20 protein-coding genes and 1 pseudogene are annotated in these 24,883 nt (G+C 72.1%); 9 read left to right on the forward strand and 12 right to left on the reverse strand.

Annotation, left to right across the window (positions count from 1 at the left end):
- Positions 1-331 precede the first annotated feature (331 nt).
- On the forward strand, positions 332-928 hold the full coding sequence (gene sigK, locus ACH5AF_RS28765) for an ECF RNA polymerase sigma factor SigK (RefSeq protein WP_398905541.1): 597 nt from the start codon (positions 332-334) through the stop codon (positions 926-928).
- Positions 925-1,665 carry an anti-sigma factor domain-containing protein gene (locus ACH5AF_RS28770; RefSeq protein WP_398905542.1) on the forward strand — a complete coding sequence of 247 codons (741 nt, stop codon included), beginning with the start codon at positions 925-927 and terminating at the stop codon, positions 1,663-1,665. Before sigK ends, ACH5AF_RS28770 begins: the two co-directional genes overlap by 4 nt.
- A gap of 192 nt (positions 1,666-1,857) precedes the next feature.
- Here the strand turns inward: ACH5AF_RS28770 and ACH5AF_RS28775 are convergent.
- The 6 genes and pseudogenes from ACH5AF_RS28775 to ACH5AF_RS28800 all read right to left on the reverse strand — a co-directional run.
- A pseudogene (locus ACH5AF_RS28775) lies at positions 1,858-1,953 on the reverse strand (4-phosphopantetheinyl transferase); the annotation flags it as partial.
- A gap of 373 nt (positions 1,954-2,326) precedes the next feature.
- The gene (sbnA, locus tag ACH5AF_RS28780) at positions 2,327-3,346 is read right to left on the reverse strand and encodes a 2,3-diaminopropionate biosynthesis protein SbnA (RefSeq protein WP_398905544.1); all 1,020 of its coding nucleotides are present in this window, start codon (positions 3,344-3,346) and stop codon (positions 2,327-2,329) included.
- Positions 3,347-3,402: 56 nt separating this feature from the next.
- Positions 3,403-4,488 carry a 2,3-diaminopropionate biosynthesis protein SbnB gene (gene sbnB, locus ACH5AF_RS28785; protein WP_398905545.1) on the reverse strand — a complete coding sequence of 362 codons (1,086 nt, stop codon included), beginning with the start codon at positions 4,486-4,488 and terminating at the stop codon, positions 3,403-3,405.
- Positions 4,485-5,477, reverse strand: coding sequence for a TauD/TfdA family dioxygenase (locus ACH5AF_RS28790; RefSeq protein WP_398905546.1), 993 nt, complete (start codon positions 5,475-5,477; stop codon positions 4,485-4,487). The genes sbnB and ACH5AF_RS28790 overlap by 4 nt, the downstream gene beginning before the upstream one ends.
- A gap of 23 nt (positions 5,478-5,500) precedes the next feature.
- Entirely contained in the window at positions 5,501-8,590 is a 3,090-nt protein-coding gene (locus ACH5AF_RS28795) for an amino acid adenylation domain-containing protein (protein ID WP_398905548.1), read from the reverse strand.
- Positions 8,590-11,124 carry a Pls/PosA family non-ribosomal peptide synthetase gene (locus tag ACH5AF_RS28800; protein ID WP_398905550.1) on the reverse strand — a complete coding sequence of 845 codons (2,535 nt, stop codon included), beginning with the start codon at positions 11,122-11,124 and terminating at the stop codon, positions 8,590-8,592. Before ACH5AF_RS28800 ends, ACH5AF_RS28795 begins: the two co-directional genes overlap by 1 nt.
- Before the next feature lie 208 nt (positions 11,125-11,332).
- Between ACH5AF_RS28800 and ACH5AF_RS28805 the strand changes: the two genes are divergently transcribed.
- A complete protein-coding gene (locus tag ACH5AF_RS28805; protein WP_398905551.1) occupies positions 11,333-11,653 on the forward strand; it encodes a hypothetical protein in 321 nt (106 codons plus the stop codon).
- Positions 11,654-11,672: 19 nt separating this feature from the next.
- Here the strand turns inward: ACH5AF_RS28805 and ACH5AF_RS28810 are convergent, their stop codons facing one another.
- Entirely contained in the window at positions 11,673-12,692 is a 1,020-nt protein-coding gene (locus ACH5AF_RS28810; RefSeq protein WP_398905553.1) for a zinc-dependent alcohol dehydrogenase family protein, read from the reverse strand.
- Between the two features lie 293 nt (positions 12,693-12,985).
- The gene (locus ACH5AF_RS28815) at positions 12,986-14,137 is read right to left on the reverse strand and encodes a hypothetical protein (protein WP_398905554.1); all 1,152 of its coding nucleotides are present in this window, start codon (positions 14,135-14,137) and stop codon (positions 12,986-12,988) included.
- Between the two features lie 261 nt (positions 14,138-14,398).
- On the opposite strand from ACH5AF_RS28815, the gene ACH5AF_RS28820 reads away from it, so the two are divergent.
- Both ACH5AF_RS28820 and ACH5AF_RS28825 read left to right on the forward strand, forming a co-directional pair.
- Complete coding sequence (locus tag ACH5AF_RS28820) at positions 14,399-15,874, forward strand: AlkA N-terminal domain-containing protein (RefSeq protein ID WP_398905555.1); 1,476 nt, start codon at positions 14,399-14,401, stop codon at positions 15,872-15,874.
- A gap of 13 nt (positions 15,875-15,887) precedes the next feature.
- Complete coding sequence (locus ACH5AF_RS28825) at positions 15,888-16,391, forward strand: methylated-DNA--[protein]-cysteine S-methyltransferase (protein WP_398905557.1); 504 nt, start codon at positions 15,888-15,890, stop codon at positions 16,389-16,391.
- A gap of 69 nt (positions 16,392-16,460) precedes the next feature.
- Here ACH5AF_RS28825 and ACH5AF_RS28830 read toward each other — a convergent pair whose 3' ends face one another.
- From ACH5AF_RS28830 to ACH5AF_RS28845, 4 genes are all read right to left on the reverse strand, one after another.
- Positions 16,461-17,207, reverse strand: coding sequence for an SIR2 family NAD-dependent protein deacylase (locus tag ACH5AF_RS28830; RefSeq protein WP_398905559.1), 747 nt, complete (start codon positions 17,205-17,207; stop codon positions 16,461-16,463).
- A gap of 66 nt (positions 17,208-17,273) precedes the next feature.
- Positions 17,274-18,431, reverse strand: coding sequence for a hypothetical protein (locus ACH5AF_RS28835; protein ID WP_398905560.1), 1,158 nt, complete (start codon positions 18,429-18,431; stop codon positions 17,274-17,276).
- 150 nt (positions 18,432-18,581) lie between these two features.
- Positions 18,582-19,829, reverse strand: coding sequence for a hypothetical protein (locus ACH5AF_RS28840; protein WP_398905562.1), 1,248 nt, complete (start codon positions 19,827-19,829; stop codon positions 18,582-18,584).
- 151 nt (positions 19,830-19,980) lie between these two features.
- Positions 19,981-20,478 (reverse strand): NUDIX domain-containing protein, encoded by a 498-nt coding sequence (locus ACH5AF_RS28845; RefSeq protein WP_398905563.1) that lies wholly within the window; start codon positions 20,476-20,478, stop codon positions 19,981-19,983.
- Between the two features lie 176 nt (positions 20,479-20,654).
- On the opposite strand from ACH5AF_RS28845, the gene ACH5AF_RS28850 reads away from it, so the two are divergent.
- The 4 genes from ACH5AF_RS28850 to ACH5AF_RS28865 all read left to right on the forward strand — a co-directional run bounded on the left by ACH5AF_RS28850 (position 20,655) and on the right by ACH5AF_RS28865 (position 24,862).
- A complete protein-coding gene (locus tag ACH5AF_RS28850; RefSeq protein ID WP_398905564.1) occupies positions 20,655-21,788 on the forward strand; it encodes a glycerate kinase in 1,134 nt (377 codons plus the stop codon).
- Between the two features lie 601 nt (positions 21,789-22,389).
- Entirely contained in the window at positions 22,390-23,190 is an 801-nt protein-coding gene (locus tag ACH5AF_RS28855; RefSeq protein ID WP_398905566.1) for an ABC transporter ATP-binding protein, read from the forward strand.
- Positions 23,187-23,975, forward strand: coding sequence for an ABC transporter ATP-binding protein (locus ACH5AF_RS28860; protein ID WP_398905568.1), 789 nt, complete (start codon positions 23,187-23,189; stop codon positions 23,973-23,975). The genes ACH5AF_RS28855 and ACH5AF_RS28860 overlap by 4 nt, the downstream gene beginning before the upstream one ends.
- Positions 23,972-24,862: a branched-chain amino acid ABC transporter permease gene (locus tag ACH5AF_RS28865; protein WP_005309543.1), complete on the forward strand. Its 891-nt coding sequence runs from the start codon at positions 23,972-23,974 to the stop codon at positions 24,860-24,862. The genes ACH5AF_RS28860 and ACH5AF_RS28865 overlap by 4 nt, the downstream gene beginning before the upstream one ends.
- Positions 24,863-24,883: the final 21 nt, after the last annotated feature.

The raw sequence follows: 24,883 nt of genomic DNA on the forward strand, positions 1-24,883 counted from the left end.
ACCTCGACATCGCGGTCGCGGACCGCTTGGAGGACGCCCCCGAGGCGCGGTCTGGCCACGGGGGCGACGTTCTCGCCGGCCGGGGCCCGGTTCTGGTGCGGCGGCTGGGCGGGCCGCTGATCGTTGTGCCCGGGCCGGGAGGCAGGACGGTGCACTCGGCCGTGCACCTGAACGGTCCGGCACAGGTCCCCCGGGCGAGCGGTACCGTCCGGCGGTCGTCTGCGCCAAGGAGGTGAATACGTCAGGCGGACGGCTCTCGGCCGGGTGCGCAAAGAGCGCCGACGATGTGGGCTCGAGCCGAGTCGAGGAGCGGCAATGGATTGTGGAACCGATGCCGGACACACGCGGTGACGCGCGGCACCCCGCGGGGCGGTCCCCGGACGACGACCGGGTGGACGGGCTGCTCACCCGGGCGGCCGAGGGTGATCAGCAGGCCTTCGCCGGCGTCTACGACGCACTCGCGCCGCCGGTGATGGGACTGGCCTGCCGTGTGCTGCGGGACAAGGCCCAGGCGGAAGAGGTGACTCAGGACGTCATGATCGAGGTGTGGCGCACCGCGGACCGCTTCCGTCCCGAGCGGGGAGCCGCCCGGAGCTGGGTGCTCACCCTGGCGCACCGCCGGGCAGTGGACCGGGTGCGTTCCGTCGCCGCTGGCAGGGCGCGCGAGCTGCGCTCCGGCGTGCTGGAGCACGAGCCGCCCTTCGACGTGGTCGCCGAAGCGGTGGAGGGCCGCGAGGAGCAGCGGGTGGTCTTCCGCTGCCTGGCCAAGCTGGAAGACGCGCAGCGGGTGCCGCTGATGCTCGCGTTCTACCAGGGCCTGACGTACGCGGAAGTGGCCGATGCCCTGGCCGCCCCGGCAGGAACGATCAAGTCACGGATGCGACAGGGGCTGCAGAGCTTGCGCGCGTGTCTGGAGGCCGGCTCATGAGCATCGACGACCCGCATCTCGCCATCGGCGCCTACGTGCTGCACGCCCTGCCGGACGCCGAGGAGGCGGCCTTCGAGAACCACCTGGCCGGCTGTGCGTCCTGCCGCCGGGAGGCCGACCGACTGACGCCCACCACCGCCCTGCTGGTCGCGGCCGAGTCGCTCACGCCGCCTGCGGACCTTCGCCGCCGCGTGCTGGCGGAGATCGCCTGCGTCCGTCAGGACCGGCCTTCCCCCGGAGCGCCGCGACGGCTCCGCGTGCCGCAGCAGCGCCTGCGGTTCGCGGTGACCGCGTGCCTCGCGGCAGCGGTGGCCCTGGGAGGTGTGGCGGCGTGGCAGCACTCGGGGGCCGACATCGCGCGCCTGCAGCTCGCGGAGGTGCGCTCCGGCACGGCCGCGCTCGCCGACGTACTGGCCGCGCCGGACGGGACGATCAGCACCGAGGACCTGTCCGACGGTGCCACTGCGAGTGTTGTCGCCTCGCGGTCCCAGGGCCGGGCCGCGTTGATCGCCTCCGGCCTGCCGTCGCTCACCGGGGGCAAGGTCTACGAACTGTGGTACGCCGAGTCCGGCCGGTACCGGCCCGCCGGTTTGCTGCCTGCCGCAGGCGGCCGCCAGTCTGACATCCTCGTAGGGCCGCTCAAGGAGGCCACCGCCGTCTGCATCACCGTCGAACCCGTCGGCGGGTCTGCGCAGCCCACCACCGACCCGATGGCCTGCATCCGCGTTCCCGCATGACCGCCGCCCGCATGGCGTTCGGCGGCGCTCCGGTCGCCGCGCGTACCGCGACGGCGGCCTCGTAGCCCGCGGGCACGGAAACGCCGCTGACCGAGCAGCCGGTATTCGGGCCGGTGCGTGTGGCGACGTGCCGAGGTGGTCGGCGCGAAGGTCGCGTCCGAGTCCGGTACCGAGTCCCTTCAGATACGCCTCCCTGCGGGTCCGTGCCCGGACGAACGCCGCCGGGCGGTCCCCCGGCGGACAGGCCGCCAGCTCGGCGGCCTCCCGCGGGTGCAACACCGCGGACATCTCCTCGACGGCGGCGCGGGAGGGGGTCTTCTCCACGTCGGCACCGACCTCGGTGACCGCGCAGGCGAGGAGTCAGTGACCCGGTGTGCGGGAGACGGAGAAGTGAAGAGCGGCCTCGCGGACCAGGGGGCGGCCGTGCGGGCCCCGGCACTGGGGGCACGGCGCTCGCGCGACCGGCACGTCCGGCGGGTCGATCCCCAAGTAGGCACTCAGGAGCCGCCGCAGGCCGACATGGCGACCCGGTAGCCGTCCCGGTCCACCGCCCTGCGCAGCGACGCCCCCGTGCGCTCACACCGCCGTCCAGCACCGAGACGGTGAGCGGTGCGACGACATCGCGCAAGTCGGCAGAGGAACGACCTTAGGTGACTGTGCGTCAGGAGACCATGCCCTTGGACGCGCCGGCTCTGCGTGCCCGGCCGTCCCCTTCCGTCGGCGCTTCCGCAAGGAGGACGTCCTCGCCGTAGAGGCCCTGCACCCAGTTGGAATGGTAGATGGTGTCGAGGTACCGCTCACCGAGGTCCGGGGCGATCGCCACCGGGGTGAGGCCTCGGGTGTCGTGCCGGTCGAGCCAGTCCTTCGCGCCGCTGACCACCGTGCCGGTGGAGCCGCCGAAGAGGAAGCCGCGCATGGCCAGGCTGCGGCAGGTGCGGATGGTGTCCGCCTCCTCGACGCGAACCGCCTCGTCCACGTACGCCTCGTCGAGCAGCGGCGGGCGGACGCTCATGCCGAGGCCGGGAATCATCCGGCGCCCCGGTGGGTCGCCGAAGACGGCGGAGCCGACGCTGTCCACCGCCACGATGCGCACCGGCCGGTGCCAGTTGCGGAACCAGCGGGCGCAGCCCATCAGGGTTCCGGTGGTGCCGACCCCGATGAACAGCACGTCCAGGTGCGGGAATCCGCGGGCGATGGCGGGTGCCGTCCGGTAGTAGTGGGCCTTCCAGTTGTCGGCGTTGGTGTACTGGCTCAGCCACACGCAGCGAGGGTCCGCGGCGCACAGGTCACGCACGAACGCGAGCCGTGCGCCGAGCAGACCGCCGGCGGCGGTCCCCTCGGAGACCACGTGGACCTTGCTGCCCAGTGCTTCCATCATCAGCCTGGTGGCCAGGTTGCAGCGGGAGTCCGTCACGCAGACGAACCGGTAGCCCTTGCTCGCCGCGATCATGCTGAGAGCCACGCCGAGATTGCCCGAGGAGGATTCGACCAGGATCGAGTCCCGGGTGATGGTCCCTCTCCGCTCGGCGGACTCCACCATCTCGGTCGCGGCCTTCAGTTTGATCGAACCGGCGAAATTGAATCCCTCGCACTTGAGGAACAAGGGCTGTCCGAGCATCGGCCGCAGGTCGACGTACAGATCCTCCTCGTTGAATGCGTGGGGAACGGATATGACAGGCACGATGGTCTCCTCGTCTGCGGTGGATCACCGGCGGGGCGGCGCGACGGCGTGCCGTCTCATCCGTACCGGCACAGCTCGTGGAAGAAGTTGTCGACGACCTGCAGTTCGCCGGACTTGACCACCTCGTCGTAGACATAGCGGCCGACTGCCAGATCGAGAATTCCGAGCCCGAACGGCGAGAACACCGCGGGCCGGTCCGCCGGCACCGTAACCCGGCCGGCCATCACGTCGTCCAGGGTGCCGTGCAGGAAGGCCCGGCTGCCGGTGAGCTGCTCGGTGAGATGGGGTGAAGTGGCGGCCCTGAGGCAGTGGTCGACGTCATCGACGACGTTGGTGGCGGACAGCAGGACCTGCGGTTCGAGGTCTCGCAGCGACACGTGCAGCACCACCGGGTTGTGGCGGAACCACGACGGGTCACTGATGTGCGGCCGGGCGGCGACGGTGGCGAAGACCACCAGATCGCTGCAGCGGACCAGTTCTTCGGCACCGCGGTGCACGGTGACCCGGCCGGTGGCTCCCGACTGCTCCAGGTAGAGGCGGAAGCCCGCCGCGCTGACCGCGGACACGTCGTGCACGCCGATCTCGTCGAACGACCAGCCCGTGCCTGCCAGGTAGGTGTGGATGTAACGGGCGATCAGACCGGCGCCGAAGAACCCGAGACGGGCAGGGCGCGGCCGCCCCCTGCTGAGCCAGTCGGCGGCCGACGCGGCGGACGCGGCCGTCCGGGCGGCGCTGATGATCGAGCTCTCCATGCAGGCGAACGGATAGCCGGTGTCGTGGTCGTTGAGGATCAGGACCGCCGAGGCACGCGGGATCCCCGATGACACGTTCTCCGGGAAGCTGGAGATCCACTTGAGTCCGTCCACCCGTGCCCGGCCGCCGAGCGAGGCGGGCAGCGCGATGATCCGCGACGACGGACGGTCGGGGAACCGCAGGAAGGACGACGGCGGGTTGACCGTGCGACCGGCGCCGTGCAGGCGGTACGTCGCCTCGACCACGTCCACGACCGCCTTCTCCCGGCAGTCCAGCACGCTCTTGACCTGCTCACCCGGGACGACCGCGAAGGGCGGCACGGTACGGGCGTCCGAACGGGCGTCCCCATGGGTGACTTCTTCGCGGAAGGGGTGGTTCACCGTGGTCATGCCGCTGCCCTCCCGGTCTGCGGTGCGGGTCCGGTCCGGCGCACCGGGTCCGCCATCGCCACCACGACGTCCCGCGGGCCCGCATAGGCCTCCCTGCTGTGCGCGGTACGGATGTTGTCGACGAGCATGAGGTCGCCGGCCTGCCACGGCCGGCGCAGGGTGTGTGCCTCGTAGACCTTGTTGATCTGCTCGACGACGTCCTGGGGCACGGGATCACCGTTGCCGAAACAGGTGTTGAAGGGCAGATTGTCGGGGCCGTACTCCTCGATGAGGAACTCCCGCACTTCGGGGGCCATCGTCCACTCGTTCAGGAAGGCGATCTGGTTGAACCAGCAGCGCCGGCCGGTGACCGGATGGTGCACGACGGCGCCGCGGTGCTGCCGGGTGCGCAGGGAGCCGTCCGGCTGCCAGGCCCATTCCACGGCGTTGGCACGGCAGTACGCCTCGACGGCACGGCGGTCGTCGGTGCCGAACGCCTGGGTGAGCGTGGCGCCGATCTCGTCGTTGTAGGTGCGGGTGAGCAGCCAGCCCTCCCGTTCGAAGCGCTCGACCAGTCCGGTCGGCAGAGCCTCCAGCACGGCGGTCGAGTCGGCCACCGCGGTGGCCCCGCCCTCGGTGGGCGGGCGGAGGCAGGCGAACAGCAGCATGCCCGGGAACTCCCCCGCGTAGCTCAGTTCGTGGTGCATGCACATCGCCTGGCCGGCCGGCCACGCCGACGACGAGTAGACGCCTTCTGCGTAGTTCTCACGGGCGGCGAAGGCCTCCCGCTCGATCGCCGGGCGGGTGGCCACCTGCCGCAGGACGGCCGCGACGTCGGCCGCGGCGCGCAGCCCGAGGCCCTGGACCATGAGCGCGCCGTGCTCGGCGACGAGGCCGTGCAGGGTGTCCCGCTGATCGGCCGCCCAGGCCTCCACGTCGGTGGTGCTGCCGACCTGCAGGGTCGCCGGCTCGGTGGGCGTCCCCTGCTTGCGGAACAGTGCGGACAGCATGTCGGTCTCCTCTCGTACGTGATTCAGGTGCCGGCCGGTGACATGGCCGCACGGACCACGGCCCTGGCCGCCTCGGCCGGGCGGGTGCGCAGGAAGTGGCCTCCACCGCCGGGTACGTTCCACAGGTCGACGCGCCCGGCCAGGAGTTGCCGGTCACCGAGTGGGCACCGCGTGCCGTGCGTGCCGTCGGGGGTCTCAGGTGCGTGGGCGGCCTCGGCGGATCCGGGCTCGCCGGCGCGGACGAGCAGGGTCAGGGGCGTGGCGATCCGCTCGGTGGGGAGTGGCGACACGGTGTCGTGGAGGCCCGGGTGGCCGTCCGGTGCGGCGACGAACACTCTCCGCACGGGCACACCCCGCTGCTCCAGCATCCGGGCCGTCTCCACGGCTGTCGCCGCGCCCACGCCGTCTCCCCACAACAACACCCCCGCCGCGCCGAGTCGGTCGATCTCCGTCGCGAGGTGGAGGGCGACCGGGGGCGCGGCGCCGGAGGCCGTGGTCGTGGCGGCGTACACGCTCAGGCCGCTGTCGCGCAGGGCGTCGGCGAGCGGCCGGAAGTCCGCCGCGTCGCGGCCGGTGTCGGGGAAGCAGACCAGGGCGCCTGCCACGGGGCCGTCCGGCACCGTGAGCGTCCGCAGCGCTGCGGTGGCGCTCCGGCGCCGGCCGCCGTTACGGGAGTCGACGAGGTCGGCCAGATCGCTCAGCACTGGGCAGCGGGTGAGGTCGCGAAGGGAGATCACGCGATCCAGCGAGATCGCGAGCCGCACGGCCGACAGAGACGTGCCGCCCAGGTCGAAGAAGTTCTCGCGCCGGCCGATCCGCTCCGGCGCAACGCCGAGGACCGTAGCCCACGCCGCCGCCAATCGCTGTTCCGTCGGCGTGCCGGGTGCCGCGAAGAGGTCGGTGGTGGTGCCGAGTTCCTCGGCGAGAGCGGCCAGCGCCTTCTTGTCGATCTTGCCGTTGGCCGTGAGCGGCAGGCTCTCGCGCTGGTGGAAGGCGGCCGGGACCATGTACTCGGGCAACAGTTCGCCCAGCCGCTCACGCAGGTCGTCGGCCAGAAGCGGTCGCGGGCCCGTGCAGAAGGCGACCAGTTGCCTGTCGTGTCCCTCCGGGCCGGTGACCACCACGGCGCCGTCGCGCACGTCCGGCAGGCGCAGCAGGGTGTTCTCGATCTCACCGATCTCGATGCGGAACCCGCGGATCTTGACCTGGGCGTCCTTGCGGCCGAGGAACTCCAGCTTTCCGTCGGGCAGCCAGCGGCCGAAGTCACCGCCCCGGTAGAGCCGTCTGCCGGGGCGGTGCGGATCGGCGAGATAGACGGACCGGGTGCGTTCGGGGTCGTTGACGTAGCCGCGCCCGACGCAGACACCGGAGAACACGATGGCTCCGGGGGCGCCGAGCGGAACCGGTGACAGATTGTCGTCGACGACGTAGATGTGCACGTTGTTGACGGGCCGGCCGAGGGGGATCGACCCGCCGGCCGGCACCTCGTCCATCACTTCGTGGTTGGTGTCGTCCGAGGTCTCCGTCAGTCCGTAGGCGTTGACGAGGCGGGTTCCGGTTCGGGCTGTGAACCAGCGCTGGACGAGTTCCCGCTTCAGGGCCTCACCGGTGACCGAGACGCACTTCAGGTCCGGCAGGTCGCGCGGGCTGCGCTCGAGGGCGGACAGGACGACGTCCAGGTACGACGGTACGAGTTGCAGCACCGCGACCCGGCCGTCGGCGATCGTGTCCAGGAGCCGGTCGGCATCGAGGATCGCCTCCTGCCCCACCAGCAGCGTCCGCCCGCCGACCAGCAATGCGGAGAAGAGCTGCCAGACCGAGATGTCGAAGCACTGCGAAGCGGTCTGTGCGACGACCTGCCCCTCGCCGATCCCCAGGTCGTCGATCTTCGCGTAGAGGTGGTTGAGCATGCCGGCGTGCTCGCACATCGCGCCCTTGGGCTCGCCGGTGGAGCCGGAGGTGAAGCAGACGTATGCGAGCCGGTCCGCCGCCACGTCGAGGCCGAGGTCGCCTCCGTCGGTGTCGCTCTCGGCGAGCGTGGGGACGAGGAGCCTGCGCGTCCCGGGCAGCGAGGAGACGGCCCGGTCCAGGTTGGTGGTGCTCTCCGGTTCGGTGAGCACGGTCTCGCACCGGGCCCGGCCGAGCATGGTGGCGATGCGCCCGGGCGGGTACTGCGGGTCGATCGGCAGATAGGCGCCGCCGGCCTTGAGGACGCCCAGCACACCGGCCATCCAGTTCAGGTCGCGTTCGGTCACCACCGCGACGACGTCCTCGGGGCGCAGGCCCCCCGCCAGCAACCCGCGCGCCAGCCGGTTGGCCCGTACGTTGAGTTCCCGGTAAGTCCACCGCTGGTCGCGGTGCACCGCCGCGACGGCGTCGGGGTGCCGGCGGACCCGTTCCTCGAAGAGTTCATGGAAGCGGCGGTCGGGCAGCTCGCGGCTCGGCCCGGCGAGTTTGTCGATCTGGAAGCGCAGTTCCTCCGCGGACAGCAGGCTCTGCCGTTGGTGCGGGGCGTCCGGGTCGGCTGCGATCTGTTCGAGGGCCGCGCGGTGGTAACCGCCGATGCGGGCGGCGCAGCCGGCGTCGAGCACGTCGGTCCGGTACCGCAGTCGCAGAGAAATCGGGTCGTCGTCCCGCTGTACCGCCGTCACGCTCAGCACGCCATCCACCGGTACGACCGGGCCGCCGCCGGCCGGGGCGAAGACGACCTCGGGCCAGGTGCCTCGGTCCTCCTGCACCTGACGCGACGCCAGAAGCCGCGCCTCGGTCCGGTGGGCGTCCATCACCACCTGACGCCACGGGCCGGGTTCGACCGTCAGCCGACAGGGCAGCGGCCAGCCACCTGACGGCGCGAGGTAGCCGGTGCGGACGACACCGTCGCCGGACAGTGCGGCGAGCACCTTCGCGTGCGCGGCCAGGAGCACCGCGGTGAGCGGGACCCCGAGCGCTTCGGCCCGGCTTCGCAGTTCTGCCGTCAGAGGACCGGGGAGGGCCGTTGTGTGCTCCGCTGTGCCGGGCTCCGGCGCCGTGACCCATCGGGGCAGGGCCGTGAACCCGACCGATGACGGGGTGTCGTGACCGGAGGCCGTGCCGTAGGTCACCGCTGACGCCATCAGAACCCACCTCCGCTGCCGTCCTGTTCCGGACCGGCCGGACGGGCCGGGTTGCCCGCCCACCGGGCATGTGCGGGGACCGTCTCGCCCTTCATCAGGAAGGAGTCCGCCTCCAGCAGCGCGCCGTCGCCAACCGTCACGCCGTAGTGGACGAAGGCACCGACGCCGAGGGTGCAGCCGGAACCGATCGTGATGCGATCCGACTTGAAGGCGCCGTCCTCCTGTGAATGGCACTGGAGAACGCTCCCCGCGGCCAGCGTGCAGCCGTCCCCGATGGCGACCATGGGCCGTTCGGTCAGGCTGCAGCCGTCGTCGAACACCCTGCTGCCGATACGGACGCCGAGCATCCGCCACACGATGTTCTTGAACGGCGTGCCGTTGAAGATCCGCACGTAGTTCTCGGCGGGGACCTTCCAGTACCGTTCGCGCCGCCAGAAGGCGATGTCGTAGATCGAGCAGAACAGCGGCTCGGGCCGGTGCACGGCGCTGACCGCGCGTTCGACGAGCACGTTGTACAGGACGCTGAACGGCAGCAGGAGGGCGTTGGCGAGCGCGAGTGCCACCGTGCCCCACTGCGCGTACAGATCGGCTGCCCCCGAGTACAGGACCGTGACGCAGAAGAAGTACAGCCATCCCGCGGTCAGGAACAGCGCCATGGTGACGGCGTTGTGGCGGTTCTTGGCCCGGAGCCGGCTGCGCAGCTCGGCACCACTCTTCAGGTCGTCGAAGGTGCTGTCCCGCAGTACCGAACGGGGGATCTCGAAGCACGGTGAGCCGAGGAGGCCGGTGTTCTCACGGAGCGGTCCGTCGACGGGAACCATGACCTTGGTCGCCAGCAGACAGTTGTCGCCCGTCCGGCCGCGCGAGGGGTACGCGATCCGGTTCCCGAGGTAATTGCGCGCTCCGATAGAGGTCGGGGCCAGCCGGAAGGAGGTGCTCGAGTAGTCGGCGTTCATGATCGAGAGCCCGTCCGCGACCATGGTGCCGCTGCCGACGGCACTGGCCGAGGGGCTCTCGTGCTTCACCGCGGTTCCGAAGTTCGAACCGGTCTGCTCCAGCCGGGACAGGTCGTAGCCGATGCCGCGCAGATAGTGCACGATGCAGCTGCTGTCGCCGAACAGACGCGTCAGGAAGCGTCTGTTGGTGAGCAGGAAGGTCGCCCGGTGCACCGCGTGGTGGAAGCCGTACAGGGGGTACACCCGACCCGGTTTCACCAGCAGGCCCAGCAGGCGCGGGACGGTGGCCAGCATGACCAGGGTGAGCGGCACGGCGCCGAAGAAGACCACGGCGGTGAACGCCAGCAGGTCGGCGTAGAACACCCATTCCCCGAGGGCCGCCGATCCCGGTTCCAGCACGGTGCTCAACTCCGCGGCCCGGGAGAGCAGCACGTCCAGGCAGCCCACCGTCAGCGGTACGTACACCAGGAGCGCCGTGAGCAGCAGCAGCACACTGTGCACCGCCCGGCGCACCGCGCCGCACCGGGCGGGCTCGACGCCCAGGAAGTCGGCACCGCCGGGCTGTGCCGGCGATCCGTGCCAGTGCCCGCCGTCAGGCACCGCCTGGCCCGCGTGCAGCGAGGACGCATGGCCGAGCTGCGCCCGATCGCCCATCGAGGTGTCGATGTCGAGCACCGTCGCCTCGCTGACGACCACGTCGCGCCCCAGGGTGACCGGCCCCGTCTCGATCGCGCCGTCATGGGCGCGATAGCAGCTGATCAGGACATCCTTGCGGATGACCGTGCCGTCACCGACGGTCAGCAGGTCGGTGCAGACGGGCACGTTGCGGGAGAGGATCGTCACGCCCCGCCCCATCCGCGCGCCGAGCGCCTTGAGATAGAGGACGAACAGCGGCGAACCGGCGAACAGGACCAGCGGGTTCGACCGGACGAGTGTCTTGACCAGCCAGAAGCGGATGTACGCCAGGCTCCAGACGCTGATCCTCCGAGGCTTCCACCGGCCTATGAGCAGCCACTTCGCGAGTACGGGCAGAGCGCACACGACGAGCAGCGACACGGCGCCGAACACCACCGACCGCAGATAGGCGTCGAGGAGGTGCGTCCCGGCGGCGATCCACTCGTATCCCGCCGTGCTGACGAACGCGACGAGGAAGGCATAACCGACGAAGCTTGCGGCCTGCAGCACTCCGCACAGCACGTAGCGGGGTCTGCCGAGCGGGGCGGCCGCCGGTGCGGGCGGGCGGACCGCGGGCGCCGGAGCGGCCGGGGCCGGGTCGGACTGTGCGAGCGCCGCTGCCAGATCTCTGACCGTGGGGTGGCGGTAGACGTCCCGCATGGACACCGCCGGCAGCTCCGGGCACTTTCTGACGCGGGCGCAGAAATGGGCCATGACCAGGGAATCCGCGCCCACGTCGTCGAAGAAGTGACTGTCCAGGGGCACTTCTTCGACCTGTGCGACGTCCGCGAGCAGCAGGGCGAATGTCTCCTGTATGCCCGCGGCGGGAACCGGTGCCTCGTCGTGCGGGCGAGTAGGATCCGCGGGTCCGGTGGCCAACACTTCGAGGGACTTTCCCGTCATGAGCGCTCCCCTGGGCTGTGTCCGGTCGGCCGCCCGCGCCTTCAGCGCTGAAGGCCTCACCTGATCCTTATTCGTCGCTATCGGGAGGACGTATTGACTCAAAGCTGAACTTCTCACCTGGTGAGCACCTGTCTCACCAGGTGTACGAACTAGCGGCTCCGGCCGCGTCTCCGGCGGACCGGAGGCGTAGGCTGACGAGAACGCCCTGTTGAACCCTCCACTCGTCACCGCAGAGGGCGACATGACCGACCCCTTCGGTTTCCTGACGACTCCCCCTCGGCCCGTGGCCGCGCGTCCTTCCGAGGAACGGCTCGGCGACTGGAACGAGGTTCACGCGGGTCAGACCCTGCTGCCGGTGGTCTCCCTGCAGGCAGGGCGCTGCATGGACTGCGGCATCCCGTGTGGAGAAGGCCGAGGGGCCGCGCACCTGCGCGAGGCCGCCACGGAACCGGTCACCGAGGTGCGCTTCGTGCTCTTCGACGAGGCCGCGTACGCGCAGTTCGAGGGGGCCCTGGCCGCGGGGGGCTGACGCCGCCCGTGGCGTGCGGTCACTCCGCTACGAGAACGCCCACTCCGGTGATCCGTCCCGCCGCCAGATCCGCCAGGGCGCGGTCGGCCTGCCCCAGGGCGTAGCGCGTGACCCGCACCGCGGGCCGCAGCCGCGCCGCCTCGGACAGGAAGGCACGGCCGTCCTCACGTGTGTTGGCGGTGACGCTGCACACGGTGCGCTCCTGGAAGAGGTGCCTGTCGTAGTCCAGCGGGGGCACGGCGCTGAGATGGATCCCGGCTACGGCGAGCGTGCCCCCGCGATCCAGCGCGGCCAGCGCCACCGGCACCAGGCTGCCGGCCGGGGCGAACAGGATCGCGGAGTCCAGTGGCTCCGGGGGCGGCCCGGCCCCCGCGGACACGGCACCCAGCTCGCGGGCCAGCCGCTGGGCCTCCGGCGACCTGGTGACCACGTGGACGACGGCCCCACGGGCCACAGCCAGTTGGGCGGTCAGATGCGCGGAGGCCCCGAATCCGTAGATGCCGAGTCGACCGCCCGGCGGCAGGTCCGCGCGCCGCAGTGCCCGGTAGCCGATGATCCCCGCACACAGCAGCGGCGCGGCCTCCTCGTCGCCCCACCCTTCCGGCAGGCGGTAGGCGAACCGGGCGTCCGCCAGCAGGTGGTCGGCGAACCCGCCGTGGACGTCCCAGCCGGTGTAACGGGATGCGGGGCACAGGTTCTCCCGCCCGGCCCGGCAGTAGCGGCACCGTCCGCAGGTCCCTGCCAGCCATGCCACGCCCATCCGGTCGCCGATACGCACGTCCCGTACGGCGCCCCCCGCCGCGACCACCTCACCGACGACCTCGTGGCCCGGTGTGCAGTCGGGCCTGCGCGGCGGCAGGTCCCCCTCGGCCAGGTGCAGGTCGGTCCGGCAGACCCCACAGGCGCGTACCCGCAACAGGACGTCGTCCGGTCCCGGCTCCGGCGTCGGGCGTTCCGCCCGGCGCAGCGGACCGGTCACGAGGGGACCCGGGGACCCGACCACCCAGGCCGACGTCACTCCGGGCACGGAGGGCACCATCGTCGTCGTCCTGCCCGATTGCGTAGCGCTGTTGCTGTTGCTGTTGCTGTTGCGGCCGCAGCCGTGGCCGTGGCCGTGGGCGTTGGCGTCGCCTGTCGCACCTGTCGCACCTGTCGCCGTGGCGCGTCCGAGACCGCCGCGCGGCCGTCGCGCGGCCACGGACATCCGAGACCGCCGCACGGCCGGCCATCTGGCCCGCCCCCGGCGCGGCCGACCGGGGCAGCGGCCCTGCCCGCGGCCCCGGTCGGAACCGGTCGGACCGTCCCGGCCGGGGACGGCCCCATTCGGTCGGCTCACATGCTCCAGCGCAGCACCGCTCCGAGTCCGCCCGCCGGACCCTGCATTCCCTGGGGGACAATGAGGACTTCGCCGCCCGACGCCGCCGCGGACCGCAACAGCGCGTCGTCCGCGCGCGCCCGTTCGGGCTTGGCCACGCCCATCGCCTGCGCCTGGCCGCGCTGCACGGCGACCTGGTCGACGCCGGGTCCGATCCACACCTCACGCGCCGCGTCGGACGCGTCCGGTGTCAGGAGCAGCGTGGCCACCTGGTGTTTGCGCACGGCGTCCACGACCGCGGGCATTCCTTCGGCGGCTTCGCCGGGCCCGGTGTCGACGGCGGAGGACTCACGGTGTTCGCCCGGCCTGCCCCGTCCCACCCGGAAGCGGTCGAGAGCGTTCTGGAGCCGGTCGCGGGCGAACTTCTCGCATGCCTCCGCGATCTGCCGGTCCAGCACGCTCGTGGACGCGCCCGCGGACCTGCTGCCGTTCTCGGCCTCGACGGCGACGGCCTGGACGCGCTCGGGCAGCCGGTTGAACACGGCCCGGCGTTCCCGCGGATCGCCGGTGAGGACGATCAGCTCGGCTTCGCTCTCGGGCAGCCTTCGGGCGAGCTCGCGCGCGATGATGTCGGCGGTCTCGTTCCAACCGTTCTCGACCTTGTTCCGGTAGTGCCATTCGTGCCGGTCCGCGGGAATGCTGCGGTGCCCGCGGCCCTGCCACTCCTTGCCGTTCGCCTGGCCGAGGGTCTCCCGACGGAAACCGTCGCGCAGCTCCAGATCGGCGCCCGTCCGGTCGATGTAGGCCACCAGGCACGCCGGCCGATCGCCCCGGAGATCGGCGAGCGGTGCGATGTGCGGCAGGACCGACCACGTCGCCTCGACGGCGGGCGGGGACACCGAGAGCGGGGTGTCGAGCACGACCTCGGCTCCCGCGGCGAAGAGCGCCCGTCCGGGCGGCGCGCCGGAGACCGGTTCGTGGGCGAGCCGGTCCATCACCGCCCTGACGGTGTAGGCATCGGCGCCCGCGTCGATGAGCTGTCCGGCGACGGCACGCTGGCGGAGCTGCTGCACCTTCGGTGCGTCCTCGGTCGCGCGCGTGGTGTCGATGTAGACGGAAGCCCATGGTCCTGGCCGGGCGAAGAGCGGTTTGAGGAAGCCGAGTTCCATGATTACCCCCAGGCAATCGTGGATTGCGAATACCACCAGGTTATGCCGATATGCACGTGGTGACTCCGTGACGACCAATGGCTGGATGCCCACGGAGTGCCCCCGAAGTGCCGGTCGAAACGGGCTGCCCGGCACGGTGACCCTACGCGTCCGCTCCGATGCCGCACGTGGCTCATTGGTGACCCGTGGGCAGCCAGGCAGGGGAGTGTTGATGTCGGATTTCCGCCAGCCCTCGTCCTCGGCGTGCTCGATGCTTGGTGCATGCACACCGACACCGAGCGCTGCGTACGCGCCGTCCGGTCCAAGGACGCGCGGTTCGACGGCTGGTTCTTCACCGCGGTCCTGACCACGCGGATCTACTGCCGCCCCAGCTGCCCGGCCGTGCCGCCGAAGGCCGAGAACATGACCTTCTACCCGAGCGCCGCCGCGTGCCAGCAGGCCGGCTTCCGGGCGTGCAAGCGCTGCCGGCCCGACACCAGCCCCGGTTCCCCCGCCTGGAACGCCCGAGCCGACGCCGTCGCCCGCGCCATGCGGCTCATCGGCGACGGGGTCGTCGACCGCGAGGGCGTGCCCGGCCTCGCCGTCCGGCTCGGGTACTCAACGCGCCAGATCGAGCGCCAGCTCATCGCCGAGCTGGGGGCCGGACCGCTCGCCCTCGCCCGCGCCCAGCGCGCCCAGACCGCGCGGCTGCTCATCGAGACGACCTCCCTGCCCATGGCCGAGGTCGCCTTCGCAGCCGGTTTCTCCTCCATCCGCACGTTCAACGACACCGTCCGCGAGGTCTTCGCCCTCTCCCCGAGCGAGCTGCGCACCCGCGCGTCGAGGAGCCGCACGGCCGCGGCGGCGACACCCGGGACGATCGCGCTCAGGCTGCCGTACCGTGCCCCGCTGAACCCCGACAACCTCTTCGGCCACCTCGTCGCGACCGCGGTCCCGGGGGTCGAGGAGTGGCGCGACGGCGCCTACCGGCGCACGCTCTCCCTCTCGTACGGGCACGGCATCGTGGCGCTCACTCCCCGGCCCGACCACATCGCCTGCCGGCTTTCCCTGACCGACCTGCGCGATCTCACCATCGCCATCAGCCGCTGCCGGTGGATGCTCGACCTAGACGCCGATCCGGTCGCCGTCGACGACCGGCTGCGCGCCGACCCCGAGCTCACCCCGCTCGTCGACAAGGCGCCCGGGCGGCGCGTGCCGCGCACCGTCGATCCGGCCGAGTTCGCCGTGCGCGCGGTGCTCGGACAGCAGGTCTCCACGGCCGCCGCCCGCACCCACGCGGGCCGGCTCGTCACGGCGCACGGAGTGCCGGCCCTGGACCCCGAAGGCGGCCTCACCCATCTCTTCCCGACCCCCGGTGCGCTCGCGGCCCTCGACCCCGAGGCCCTCGCCCTGCCCCGCAGCCGCCGCACCACCCTGACCACTCTCGTCGCCGCGCTCGCCGACGGTGCCCTGCAGCTCGACCCCGGCAGCGACTGGGACCGGGCCCGCGCGCAGCTCGCCCAGTTGCCCGGCTTCGGCCCCTGGACCGTCGAGGTCATCGCCATGCGCGCGCTCGGCGACCCCGACGCCTTCCTCCCCACCGACCTCGGGATGCGCCGCGCCGCCGCCGGCCTCGGCCTGCCCGCCACCCCGGCCGCGCTCACCGGACACGCCGCGGCCTGGCGGCCCTGGCGCGCGTACGCCGTCCAGTACCTCTGGGCCACGGACGATCACCCCATCAACCACCTGCCCGCGTAAGGAAGTCCGCAGCATGACCAGGCAGCACACCGTCGTCGACAGCCCCTATGGCCCGCTCACCCTCGTCGCCACCGACGGCGTCCTCAGCGGGCTCTACATGACCGGGCAGCGGCACCGCCCGGGGGAGGAGACCTTCGGTGTCCCCGACGAGAGGCCGTTCACGGCCGCCATCGAGCAGCTGGCGGCCTACTTCGCCCGCGAACTCACCGCGTTCGACCTCCCGACACACCTCGACGGCACCCCGTTCCAGCGCGGCGTCTGGGACCAACTGCGGCGCATCCCCTACGGCGAGACCCGCACCTACGGCGAACTCGCCGAGGCCCTCGGCAACCGGGGCGCCTCCCGCGCGGTCGGTCTCGCGAACGGAAAGAACCCGATCGGCATCATCGTCCCGTGCCATCGGGTGATCGGTTCGTCGGGCGGCCTGGTCGGTTACGGCGGCGGACTGGACCGCAAGCAGCGTCTGCTCGCCTTCGAACAGGGCGGCTCGGACGACGCGCTGTTCCAGGTGTACTGACCGGGCGGGTCGGCCAACCTCGCCGGGCAGCACACCTGGGCGTCTCCCGCGCCGGGCCGCCGGACACCGCTAGGAAGCCAGGTGCTCCGGCGGCTGGGACGCCAGTCGGTCGAGCAGCGGCGGCAGCGCCGTGCCGATCGGTTCGCGCACGATCTCGTCGGCCAGTTCGTCGTACGGCGTCGGCTCCGCGTTGACCACGACCAGCCGTGCTCCGTGCTCGACCGCGATCCCGGCGAGGGACGCCGCGGGCTGCACCTTCAGCGTGGTGCCGACGGCGACGAACACCTCGCACGCCTTCGCGATCGCCATCGCCTGGCCCAGCACCTCCGGGTCGAGCCGCTGGCCGAACATCACCGTCGCCGACTTCAGGATCCCGCCGCACGCGAGGCACGCCGGATCCTCCTCGCCGGCCTCCACCCGGGCCAGCGCCTCGGCCATCGGCGAGCGCACATGGCAGCGTGTGCACGTCACCGTGCGCGCGGTGCCGTGCAGTTCGAGCACCTTGCGGTCGGGCATCCCGCCGAGCTGGTGCAGTCCGTCCACGTTCTGCGTGATCACCCGGACGGCGACGCCGGGCCGGCGGTCGAGCTCGGCGACGGCGCGGTGCGCGGCGTTCGGCTCGGCGCGCCAGGTCGCGCTCTCGCGGCGCATGATCCAGGAGCGGCGCCGGATGTCGGGGTCGGACATGTAGTAGTCGTACGTGACGAGCTTCTCGGCCTCCGGATCGCGCCGCCACAGGCCCTTGGGACCGCGGTAGTCGGGGATGCCGGAGTCGGTGGAGATCCCGGCGCCGCTGAATATCGCGACGAGTGTCATACGGCGAGCGTACGAGCCCGGCGAGCCGGGAGCGAGCGAATTGACCGCCGCCGGCCCGTCCTGCGCCTAGGAGGTGGCCTTGGCGAACGGTGTCGGTGTCCGTCCGGTCCAGCGGTGCTGCACCGCCCGGCCCGACTCCTTCATCACGTCGCCGTCCTGGACCCTCGACGTCTCGGCCAGGTAGAGGCGCCCGTCGTCGAGCGAGACCAGGCCGTGCTGCCCCGTCGACTGCCAGCCGTATGTGCCCGAGGGCTCATGGTGCACACCCTCCGGCAGCAGAGGCAGCAGCCGCCCGCGCTCGGGCTCCTGCTGGCCGCGGACCTCACCCCACACGGGTCTGCCCGCACCGTCGACGACGAACAGCGAATGGTTGGGGAAGGCCGGCTTGGTGCCCTTGTAGGCGGCCATCAGCCAGTTGCCGCTGTGTCCGTCGTACTCCAGGTTCTGCACGCCGTAGGTCGTGTTGCCGGTGTACAAGAAGAACTTGCCGTCCGTGCGCTCCGGGCCGCTGCGATGCGGCGCCGATTCGGTCAGCGGGCGTTCGTACGCGCGCCAACGCCGCACGTCGTACTGGAGCAGGACCTGATGGTCGTTGTCCCGGCGAGTGGCGTTGGCGTACACGCCGTAGGCGACGGTCAGCTTCTGCGGCCCGGGCCTCCTGCCGAACGCCGGGCCGAACGCCACCCCGTCGATGCCGCTGCACCCGTAGCGATGGTCGGCCGTCCGGCCCGTGTTGCCGTCGAAGACGCCGTCGCCGTTCATGTCGGCCGTGTAGTCCTCGACGACCTCCTTCAGGTGGACCGTGGTGACGACCCCGCTCGTCTCCGCGTCCATGCCCATCCGGTCGATCCGGTCGCCGTCCAGGATCGCGATGTAGAACGCCTCGGCCGCCTTGTACTCCAGCGATCCGTAGACCCGTCCGTCCGCCGTGTTGAAGTCCAGGTCGCCCAGATGGCCCGTGAAGCCGGTGACGGAACCGACGGGACTGCCGCGCAGGTCCGTCTTGACCAGCAGATTGGTGAACGAGAAGTACATGAACCCCTTGCTCCGGTCCAGCGCCATGCCCTGCAGGTGCCCCGACGGCCAGGCACCGCCGTCCACCGTGAGCGGGGGCTCGGTCGCCCTGGGCGGCGGGCCGGCGGCGGCCGCCGGGCTCGTGATGCCGATCGTCGCGGCAGCCACGAACGCGGCGGCCGACCGGAAGCCGTACGAGTGCCTGTGCATGATCCCTCCGGTGTCCTCGAAGTCCGGATGGTGCCCGGCGGGGCGTGTGCGCCGCGACGGGCGGCGCGCACACCTGTAAGCGGAATACCCAGGTGCACTGATGTCTGTCAGTGCACCTCTCTCACACTGAGGTCCGTGCGTCGGCGGGCGTCAGCCGGTCGCAGCAACGGAACCGGTGAGCGCGGTGAACGGCATCGGTGTGCGACCGGTCCAGCGGTGCAGCAGCGCCCTTCCCGACTGGGTCGCCGTGCCACCGCGAACCTTCGTGGACTCGCCGACGTAGAAGCGCCCGTCGTCGAGGGAGACAAGGCCGAACTGACCCGGCGCATGCCAGCCGTACGTCCCCGACGGCGCGTGGTGCAGCCCCTGGCGCAGCAGCGACAGCAGCATGCCGCGCTCCGGGCGCCGCTGGCCCCGGATCTCGCCCGCGACGGGCGGCCTGCCGCCGTCGACGGCGAAGAGCCCGTGGTTGGGGAAGGCCGGCTTGGTGCCCTTGTAGGCGGCCATCAGCCAGTTGCCGCTGTGTCCGTCGTACTCCAGGTTCTGCACGCCGTAGGTGGTGTTGCCCGTGTGGACGAAGAACTTGCCGTCGTGCCCGGCGGGTCCGCTGCGGTGCGGGCGGGACTCGTCCAGCGGGCGCTCGTACCGCTTCCAGTCGCGTACGTCGTACTGGAGCAGGACCTGGTGGTCGTTGTCGCGCCGCGCGGGGTCGGCGTACACGCCGTAGGCGACGGTCAGCAGCTGCGGTCCGCGCTCCGCGCCGAAACCGGGGCCGAAGGCGACCCCGTCGATGCCGGCGTTCCCGTAGCGGTGATCGGCAGTCCTGCCCGTGTCGCCGTCGAAGACGCCGTCGGCGTCCATGTCCGCCGTGAAGTCTCGGGCGACCTCCCCGAGGTGGACGGTGGTGAGGACACCGCTGGTGCGCGCGTCCATGTCCATGCGCGTGATGCGCCGGCCGTCGAAGACGGCGATGTAGAACGCGGCGTCCTCGCCGTACTCCAGCGAGCCGTAGACGCGGCCGTCCGCGGCGTTGAGGTCGAGGTCGCCCAGGTGGCCGCCGATGCCCCGGACCGAACCGAGGGGCCTGCCGCTCAGATCGGTCTTGACGAGCCGGTCGGTGAAGGAGAAGTACAGGTGGCGCCGGGTGCGGTCGAGCGCCATGCCCTGCAGATGGCCGGAACGCCAGGTCCCGCCGTCGACCGAGGCGGGCAGCGGGCGCGCGGGCGCGCGGGGAGCCGTGGCGGGCAGCGGGCGCGCGGGCACTGCGGCACCCGTGGTGGGCGTGCGCCGCGATTGTGCGGGAATCTCGTGCGGCGTGGCGGCGGGGGCCGCGCCGGCGACGATCAGCGCCAGAGCGGCGAAGACGGCGGTCGGCCAGCCGCGCAGGTGCGTGAGCATGGTCCCTCCGGAGTCCTGGGGATCCGGAGGCTGCCCGGTGGGCGTGCACGGTGCGGGGCGGCGCGGACAACGCGCCATGAACGCCCGTCTACGACACCCCTGTTACCGGCATACGGAACAAAACGCCCATGGCGCCGATGGGTCGGCGGGATCAGCGGCGCTTGGGCGGCAGACCGTTCTCCAGCTCGACCGTCCCGGTCCCGGACGCCAGCGCGTCGAGTGCTGCCTCCACTCGATGGCCCAGCGAACCGAGCAGATAGTGGGGCAGGTCCTCGCGCGCCACCAGCCGCCATGAGAGCAGCTCGTCCTCCGCCAGCTCGATCGCCCCGAACTGGGCCTCGGTGAGCACACCGCCGTCGTACACATACGCGGCGATCGGCGGCCGCCCCTCGCCCGGCACCCAGTCGACCGCGAGCAGTGCACCCGGTTCCAGGTCGAGGCCGATCTCCTCCAGCGTCTCCCGGCGCGCGGCCCGGCGGGGCGTCTCGCCCAGGTCCGACTCCACGGTCCCGCCAGGCAGCGCCCAACCCTTGCGGTAGTTGGGCTCGACGAGCAGCACCCGCCCCTCGGCGTCCCGGAACAGTGCGGCGGCTCCGGCCAGGATGCGGGGGAGCGAGGCGATGTAGGCGGCGTAATCGGAGATCGTCACGGCAGGCAGCGTAGGTCATCCGCGGCCCCCGGCCGCATGCCGCGACGGCGCGGGACATGGAGGAAACACCCACAGGTGTGGCCTGATGCCGTCCGATGCCGGGGTGGCAGGTCGCCAGAGGGTGTGGATAGGGTCGGGGACGGCGCGACTGCCTGTTCGACAGCAAGGGATACACGGTGAGGGACGGAGCAGTTTCTCAGCCTGCGCGGGTGCTCGTCGCAGCTGACAAGTTCAAGGGCTCGCTCACGGCGGTGCAGGTCGCCGAGCGGGTGACAGCGGGGCTGCGGCGGATCGTCCCGGACCTGGAGGTCGACACCCTGCCCGTCGCCGACGGGGGCGACGGCACGGTCGCGGCGGCGGTGGCGGCGGGGTTCGAGCGCCGTGAGGTGCGGGTGACCGGGCCGCTCGGTGATCCCGTGACCGCGGCGTACGCCCTGCGGGACGCCACGGCGGTCGTCGAGATGGCCGAGGCCTCCGGGCTGCAGCACCTCTCCTCCGGCGTCTTCGCGCCGTTGACCGCCACGACGTACGGCTCCGGCGAGCTGCTGCGCGCCGCGCTCGACGCGGGCGCACGCACCATCGTCTTCGGAGTCGGCGGCAGCGCGACCACGGACGGCGGAGCCGGGATGCTGTCCGCGCTCGGCGCCCGCTTCCTCGACGCGGACGGCAAGCCCGTGCCGCCCGGGGGCGGCGGCCTCGGCTCGCTCGTGACCGCCGAGCTGTCCGGCCTCGACCCCCGATTCCAGGACGTCGACCTGATCCTCGCCAGTGATGTCGACAACCCGCTGACCGGGCCGAAGGGCGCGCCGGCGGTCTACGGCCCGCAGAAGGGTGCGACGCCGCAGGACGTGGCCGCCCTCGACAAGGCGCTCGCCCACTACGCCTCCGTCCTCGGCCCCGACCTGGCGGAAGCGCCCGGCGCGGGCGCGGCGGGCGGCATCGGCTACGGCGCGCTGGTCGCGCTCCGCGCCCGCTTCCGGCCGGGCATCGAGGTGATGCTCGACGTGCTGGGCTTCGCGCCCGCCCTGGAGCGGGCGACGCTCGTCGTCACCGGAGAGGGCTCCCTGGACGAGCAGACCCTGCACGGCAAGGCCCCTGCCGGTGTCGCGGCGGCCGCCCGGGCGCAGGGCATCGAGGTGGTGGCGGTCTGCGGCCGCCTGGCACTGCCCCCGGAGGCACTCGGCCGGGCAGGCATCCGGCGCGCGTACGCCCTGACGGCCCTGGAGCCCGACCCGGCGAAGTGCATGGCGGAGGCGGGCCCGCTGCTGGAACGGGCGGCGGAGTCGATCGCGGTGGACTTCCTGACGTAGCAGTCACGCGGGTGGCGGGCCTGCCCGCCCTGTGTGCCACGACGCCGCCCCGGCGGGCCCTGCCCGCCGGGCGGCGTCGGTTTCCGGGCCGGTTTCCGGGCCGGATGTGCTGGCATGGCGGAAGTGGGCCCGTCTGGAACGTACGGCGGAGTCGTTCGTCGCCCCGGTCCGGTCGGGGGTCCGTTCGGCGTGGTGGCTCGACGGTCGGGTCCGGTCTGTCCGGCCTGCTGACTCGACGGCCCGTCCCCGTCCGTTCGGCCTGGTGGCTCGTCGGCTTGGTCCGGCCCGACCGAATCGACTGCCCGGCCGAGCCCGGCGCCCAACCCGACCGGCTCGGCGCTTGCCCGACCCGGCGCCCCAGCACGCGCCGACGCGGTGTGGGTACGGGGCGGCAGGCGCCCGCGCCCGCCGCGCCCGGCCCGCCACGAGGCGTGTCCTTATCCGACGGAGACCCCGCTGTGCGCGTGCACAGCGCGGCCCTTCCGGTGCTGGTCAGGCGCAGCGAGCAGCGCTCCGGCCGTGGACCCGGTACCCCCTCCGGTGCTGATGTTGGCCCCCAACAGGCGAGCCGACCGCTGGCGAGCCGGACAAGGGGTTGCGTATGGCCGCCGCGCTGGAGGTGCGGGCGCTGTCCGTGGGGTACGGGCCCGTACGGGCGTTGCGGGACGTCTCCGTCGACGTGCCCGAGGGCGCCGTCGTCGCCGTGCTGGGCGGCAACGGCGCAGGCAAGTCCACCCTGCTGCGAGCGGTGTCCCGCACACTGCCGTTCCAGCGTGGACACGTCACCGCCGGAAGCATCAGTTTCGAAGGGCGCCCGCTGGACGGTCTCAGCGCCGCTCGCGTCGTGGCGGCCGGAGTCGTCCAGGTGCCCGAGGGCCGCCAGGTCTTCGCACGGATGACCGTTGCGGACAATCTGCGCGCCGGCACGCTCGGAGTGCGCGGACGGCGCGAGTCCGCCGCCGCACTCGCCCGCGTGCACGAGCTGTTCCCCGTACTGGCCGACCGCGCCCACCAGAAGGCCGGTCTGTTGTCCGGCGGCGAACAGCAGATGCTCGCCATGGGGCGGGCGCTGATGGCCCGGCCCCGCCTGCTCCTCCTGGACGAACCCTCGCTGGGCCTCGCCCCGCTCATGGCGGCGCGCATCGCCGAGACGATCAAGGAGATCAACGCCGCAGGCACTCCGGTGCTGCTCGTCGAGCAGAACGCGGCGATCGCCCTGCGCCTGGCCTCCACCGCGTACGTCCTGGACGTCGGCGAGGTCGCCCTCGAAGGCCCGGCGGACGAACTCGCGGCCTCCGACGAGGTCCGGCGCCGTTACCTCGGAGTCGTCGACGAGACCGCCGCGCAGGACGCGGTACAGGCGCAGCACGCCGCGCCGGCGCTGGAGAGGTGGTCCGCATGAACGTGACCACGGGCAACGCAGCGCTCGTCGTCGAGGACGTGACCGTCCGTTTCGCCGGGCTCACGGCTCTCGACGGGGTGTCCTTCACCGTCGAGCCGGGCAGTGTGCACGCCGTCATCGGGCCGAACGGAGCCGGCAAGTCCACCACGTTCAACGTGCTCTCGGGCGTCTACAAGGCGACGGAGGGCAGCGTCCGCTTCGGCGACGACGAGCTCACCGGGCTCCCGCCGCACCGCATCGCGGCCCTCGGCGTCGCCCGCACCTTCCAGAATCTCGCGCTGCCGCCCCATGCGACGGTCGCCGACAGCCTGCTGCTCGGCCGGCACCGGCTCACCCGTACCGGCTTCGTGGCGGCGGGACTGCGGCTGCCGTCGGCGGCGCGCGAGGAACGCCGGCATCGCGAACGTGTCGCGGAGATCGCCGAGTTCGTCGGTCTCGCGGACGACCTCGACCGGCCCGCCGGTGAACTCCCTTACGGAAAGCAGAAACTCGTGGAACTGGCCCGCGCCCTGTGCATGGAGCCGCGGATCCTGCTCCTCGACGAGCCCGTCGCGGGCATGACCGCAGACGAACGGCGGCAGACCGCCGCCGTTGTCGCGGGCGTACGCGACAGCCTCGGCATATCGATCGTGATGGTTGAACATGACATGGGGGTGGTGATGCGGCTCGCGGACGCCGTGACCGTACTCGACTTCGGACGCCGTATCGCGGGCGGCACGCCCGCCCAGGTGCAGGCTGATCCGGCCGTCGTGCAGGCGTACCTCGGTACGGAGGCCACGCCATGACCACGTTCACCGAACTCCTCCTCGGCGGGCTGTCCATCGGCTCCGTCTACGCGCTGATCGCCCTCGGCTTCGTCGTCATCTTCAAGGCGACAGAGGTGGTCAACTTCGCCCACGCCTCTCTCCTCCTCGCCGGCGGCTACATCACCGCGGTCCTCCATGACGACCTCGGCTTCTGGCCGGCGCTGGCCGTCGGGATCGCGGGCGCCGCGGTCGTCGGCTCGGCCGTCGACTTCCTGGTCATGCGCCGCTACCGGGGCTCCGACCACAGCGTCCTCGCCATCGTCACCATCGGCGTCGACATCCTCCTGACGACCGAGCTCACCCGCCTGATCGGCACCGATGTGATGGCACTGGGCGACCCCTGGGGCGACCGGGTGGTGAACCTCGGCGAGATCACGATCGCGCAGACCCGGATCGCGGCGTTCGTCGCGGCGGCACTGCTCATCACGGCGTTCCTGCTCGCCTTCCGCTACACCTCCTGGGGGGTGGCGATGCGAGCGGCGGCCGAGAACCCGCAGACGGCCGCGCTGATGGGCGTACGCCTGGGCAGGGTGTCCATGTCCGCGTGGGCGGTCGCCGGCGCGCTCGCCGCGGTCGCGGCGCTGTTCCTGACCGTCTTCCCGACACCCGGCCTGGAACGGGCCACGTCGCTCGCCGCCCTCAAGGCGTTCCCCGCCGCGATCCTCGGCGGTCTCGACTCGACCACGGGTGCGCTTGCGGGCGGCCTGATCGTCGGGGTCACGGAGTCGTTCGCGACGGGCTACCAGAGCGAACTGACCTTCCTGGGCGGGGGGATCGGCGATCTCGCCCCGTATCTGGTGATGCTGCTCGTGCTGTTGGCGCGGCCCGCCGGACTCTTCGGCACGAAGGAGCTCGCCCGTGTCTGACGACAACCGCCCGGGCCCGGC

It is taken from the genome of Streptomyces sp. NPDC018833 (assembly GCF_044390825.1).
GTDB lineage: Bacteria > Actinomycetota > Actinomycetes > Streptomycetales > Streptomycetaceae > Streptomyces.

What these genes read in the sequence shown, in the direction of transcription:
- ACH5AF_RS28855 (WP_398905566.1), top strand. Translation starts at nt 22,390, where the DNA reads ATGGCCGCCGCGCTGGAGGTGCGGGCGCTGTCCGTGGGGTACGGGCCC.
- ACH5AF_RS28840 (WP_398905562.1), bottom strand. Translation starts at nt 19,829, where the DNA reads ATGCTCACGCACCTGCGCGGCTGGCCGACCGCCGTCTTCGCCGCTCTG.
- ACH5AF_RS28815 (WP_398905554.1), bottom strand. Translation starts at nt 14,137, where the DNA reads ATGGAACTCGGCTTCCTCAAACCGCTCTTCGCCCGGCCAGGACCATGG.
- ACH5AF_RS28770 (WP_398905542.1), top strand. Translation starts at nt 925, where the DNA reads ATGAGCATCGACGACCCGCATCTCGCCATCGGCGCCTACGTGCTGCAC.
- ACH5AF_RS28835 (WP_398905560.1), bottom strand. Translation starts at nt 18,431, where the DNA reads ATGCACAGGCACTCGTACGGCTTCCGGTCGGCCGCCGCGTTCGTGGCT.
- ACH5AF_RS28820 (WP_398905555.1), top strand. Translation starts at nt 14,399, where the DNA reads ATGCACACCGACACCGAGCGCTGCGTACGCGCCGTCCGGTCCAAGGAC.
- sbnB (WP_398905545.1), bottom strand. Translation starts at nt 4,488, where the DNA reads ATGACCACGGTGAACCACCCCTTCCGCGAAGAAGTCACCCATGGGGAC.
- ACH5AF_RS28865 (WP_005309543.1), top strand. Translation starts at nt 23,972, where the DNA reads ATGACCACGTTCACCGAACTCCTCCTCGGCGGGCTGTCCATCGGCTCC.
- ACH5AF_RS28810 (WP_398905553.1), bottom strand. Translation starts at nt 12,692, where the DNA reads ATGGTGCCCTCCGTGCCCGGAGTGACGTCGGCCTGGGTGGTCGGGTCC.
- ACH5AF_RS28800 (WP_398905550.1), bottom strand. Translation starts at nt 11,124, where the DNA reads ATGACGGGAAAGTCCCTCGAAGTGTTGGCCACCGGACCCGCGGATCCT.
- ACH5AF_RS28830 (WP_398905559.1), bottom strand. Translation starts at nt 17,207, where the DNA reads ATGACACTCGTCGCGATATTCAGCGGCGCCGGGATCTCCACCGACTCC.
- ACH5AF_RS28825 (WP_398905557.1), top strand. Translation starts at nt 15,888, where the DNA reads ATGACCAGGCAGCACACCGTCGTCGACAGCCCCTATGGCCCGCTCACC.
- ACH5AF_RS28795 (WP_398905548.1), bottom strand. Translation starts at nt 8,590, where the DNA reads ATGGCGTCAGCGGTGACCTACGGCACGGCCTCCGGTCACGACACCCCG.
- ACH5AF_RS28790 (WP_398905546.1), bottom strand. Translation starts at nt 5,477, where the DNA reads ATGCTGTCCGCACTGTTCCGCAAGCAGGGGACGCCCACCGAGCCGGCG.
- sigK (WP_398905541.1), top strand. Translation starts at nt 332, where the DNA reads ATGCCGGACACACGCGGTGACGCGCGGCACCCCGCGGGGCGGTCCCCG.
- ACH5AF_RS28860 (WP_398905568.1), top strand. Translation starts at nt 23,187, where the DNA reads ATGAACGTGACCACGGGCAACGCAGCGCTCGTCGTCGAGGACGTGACC.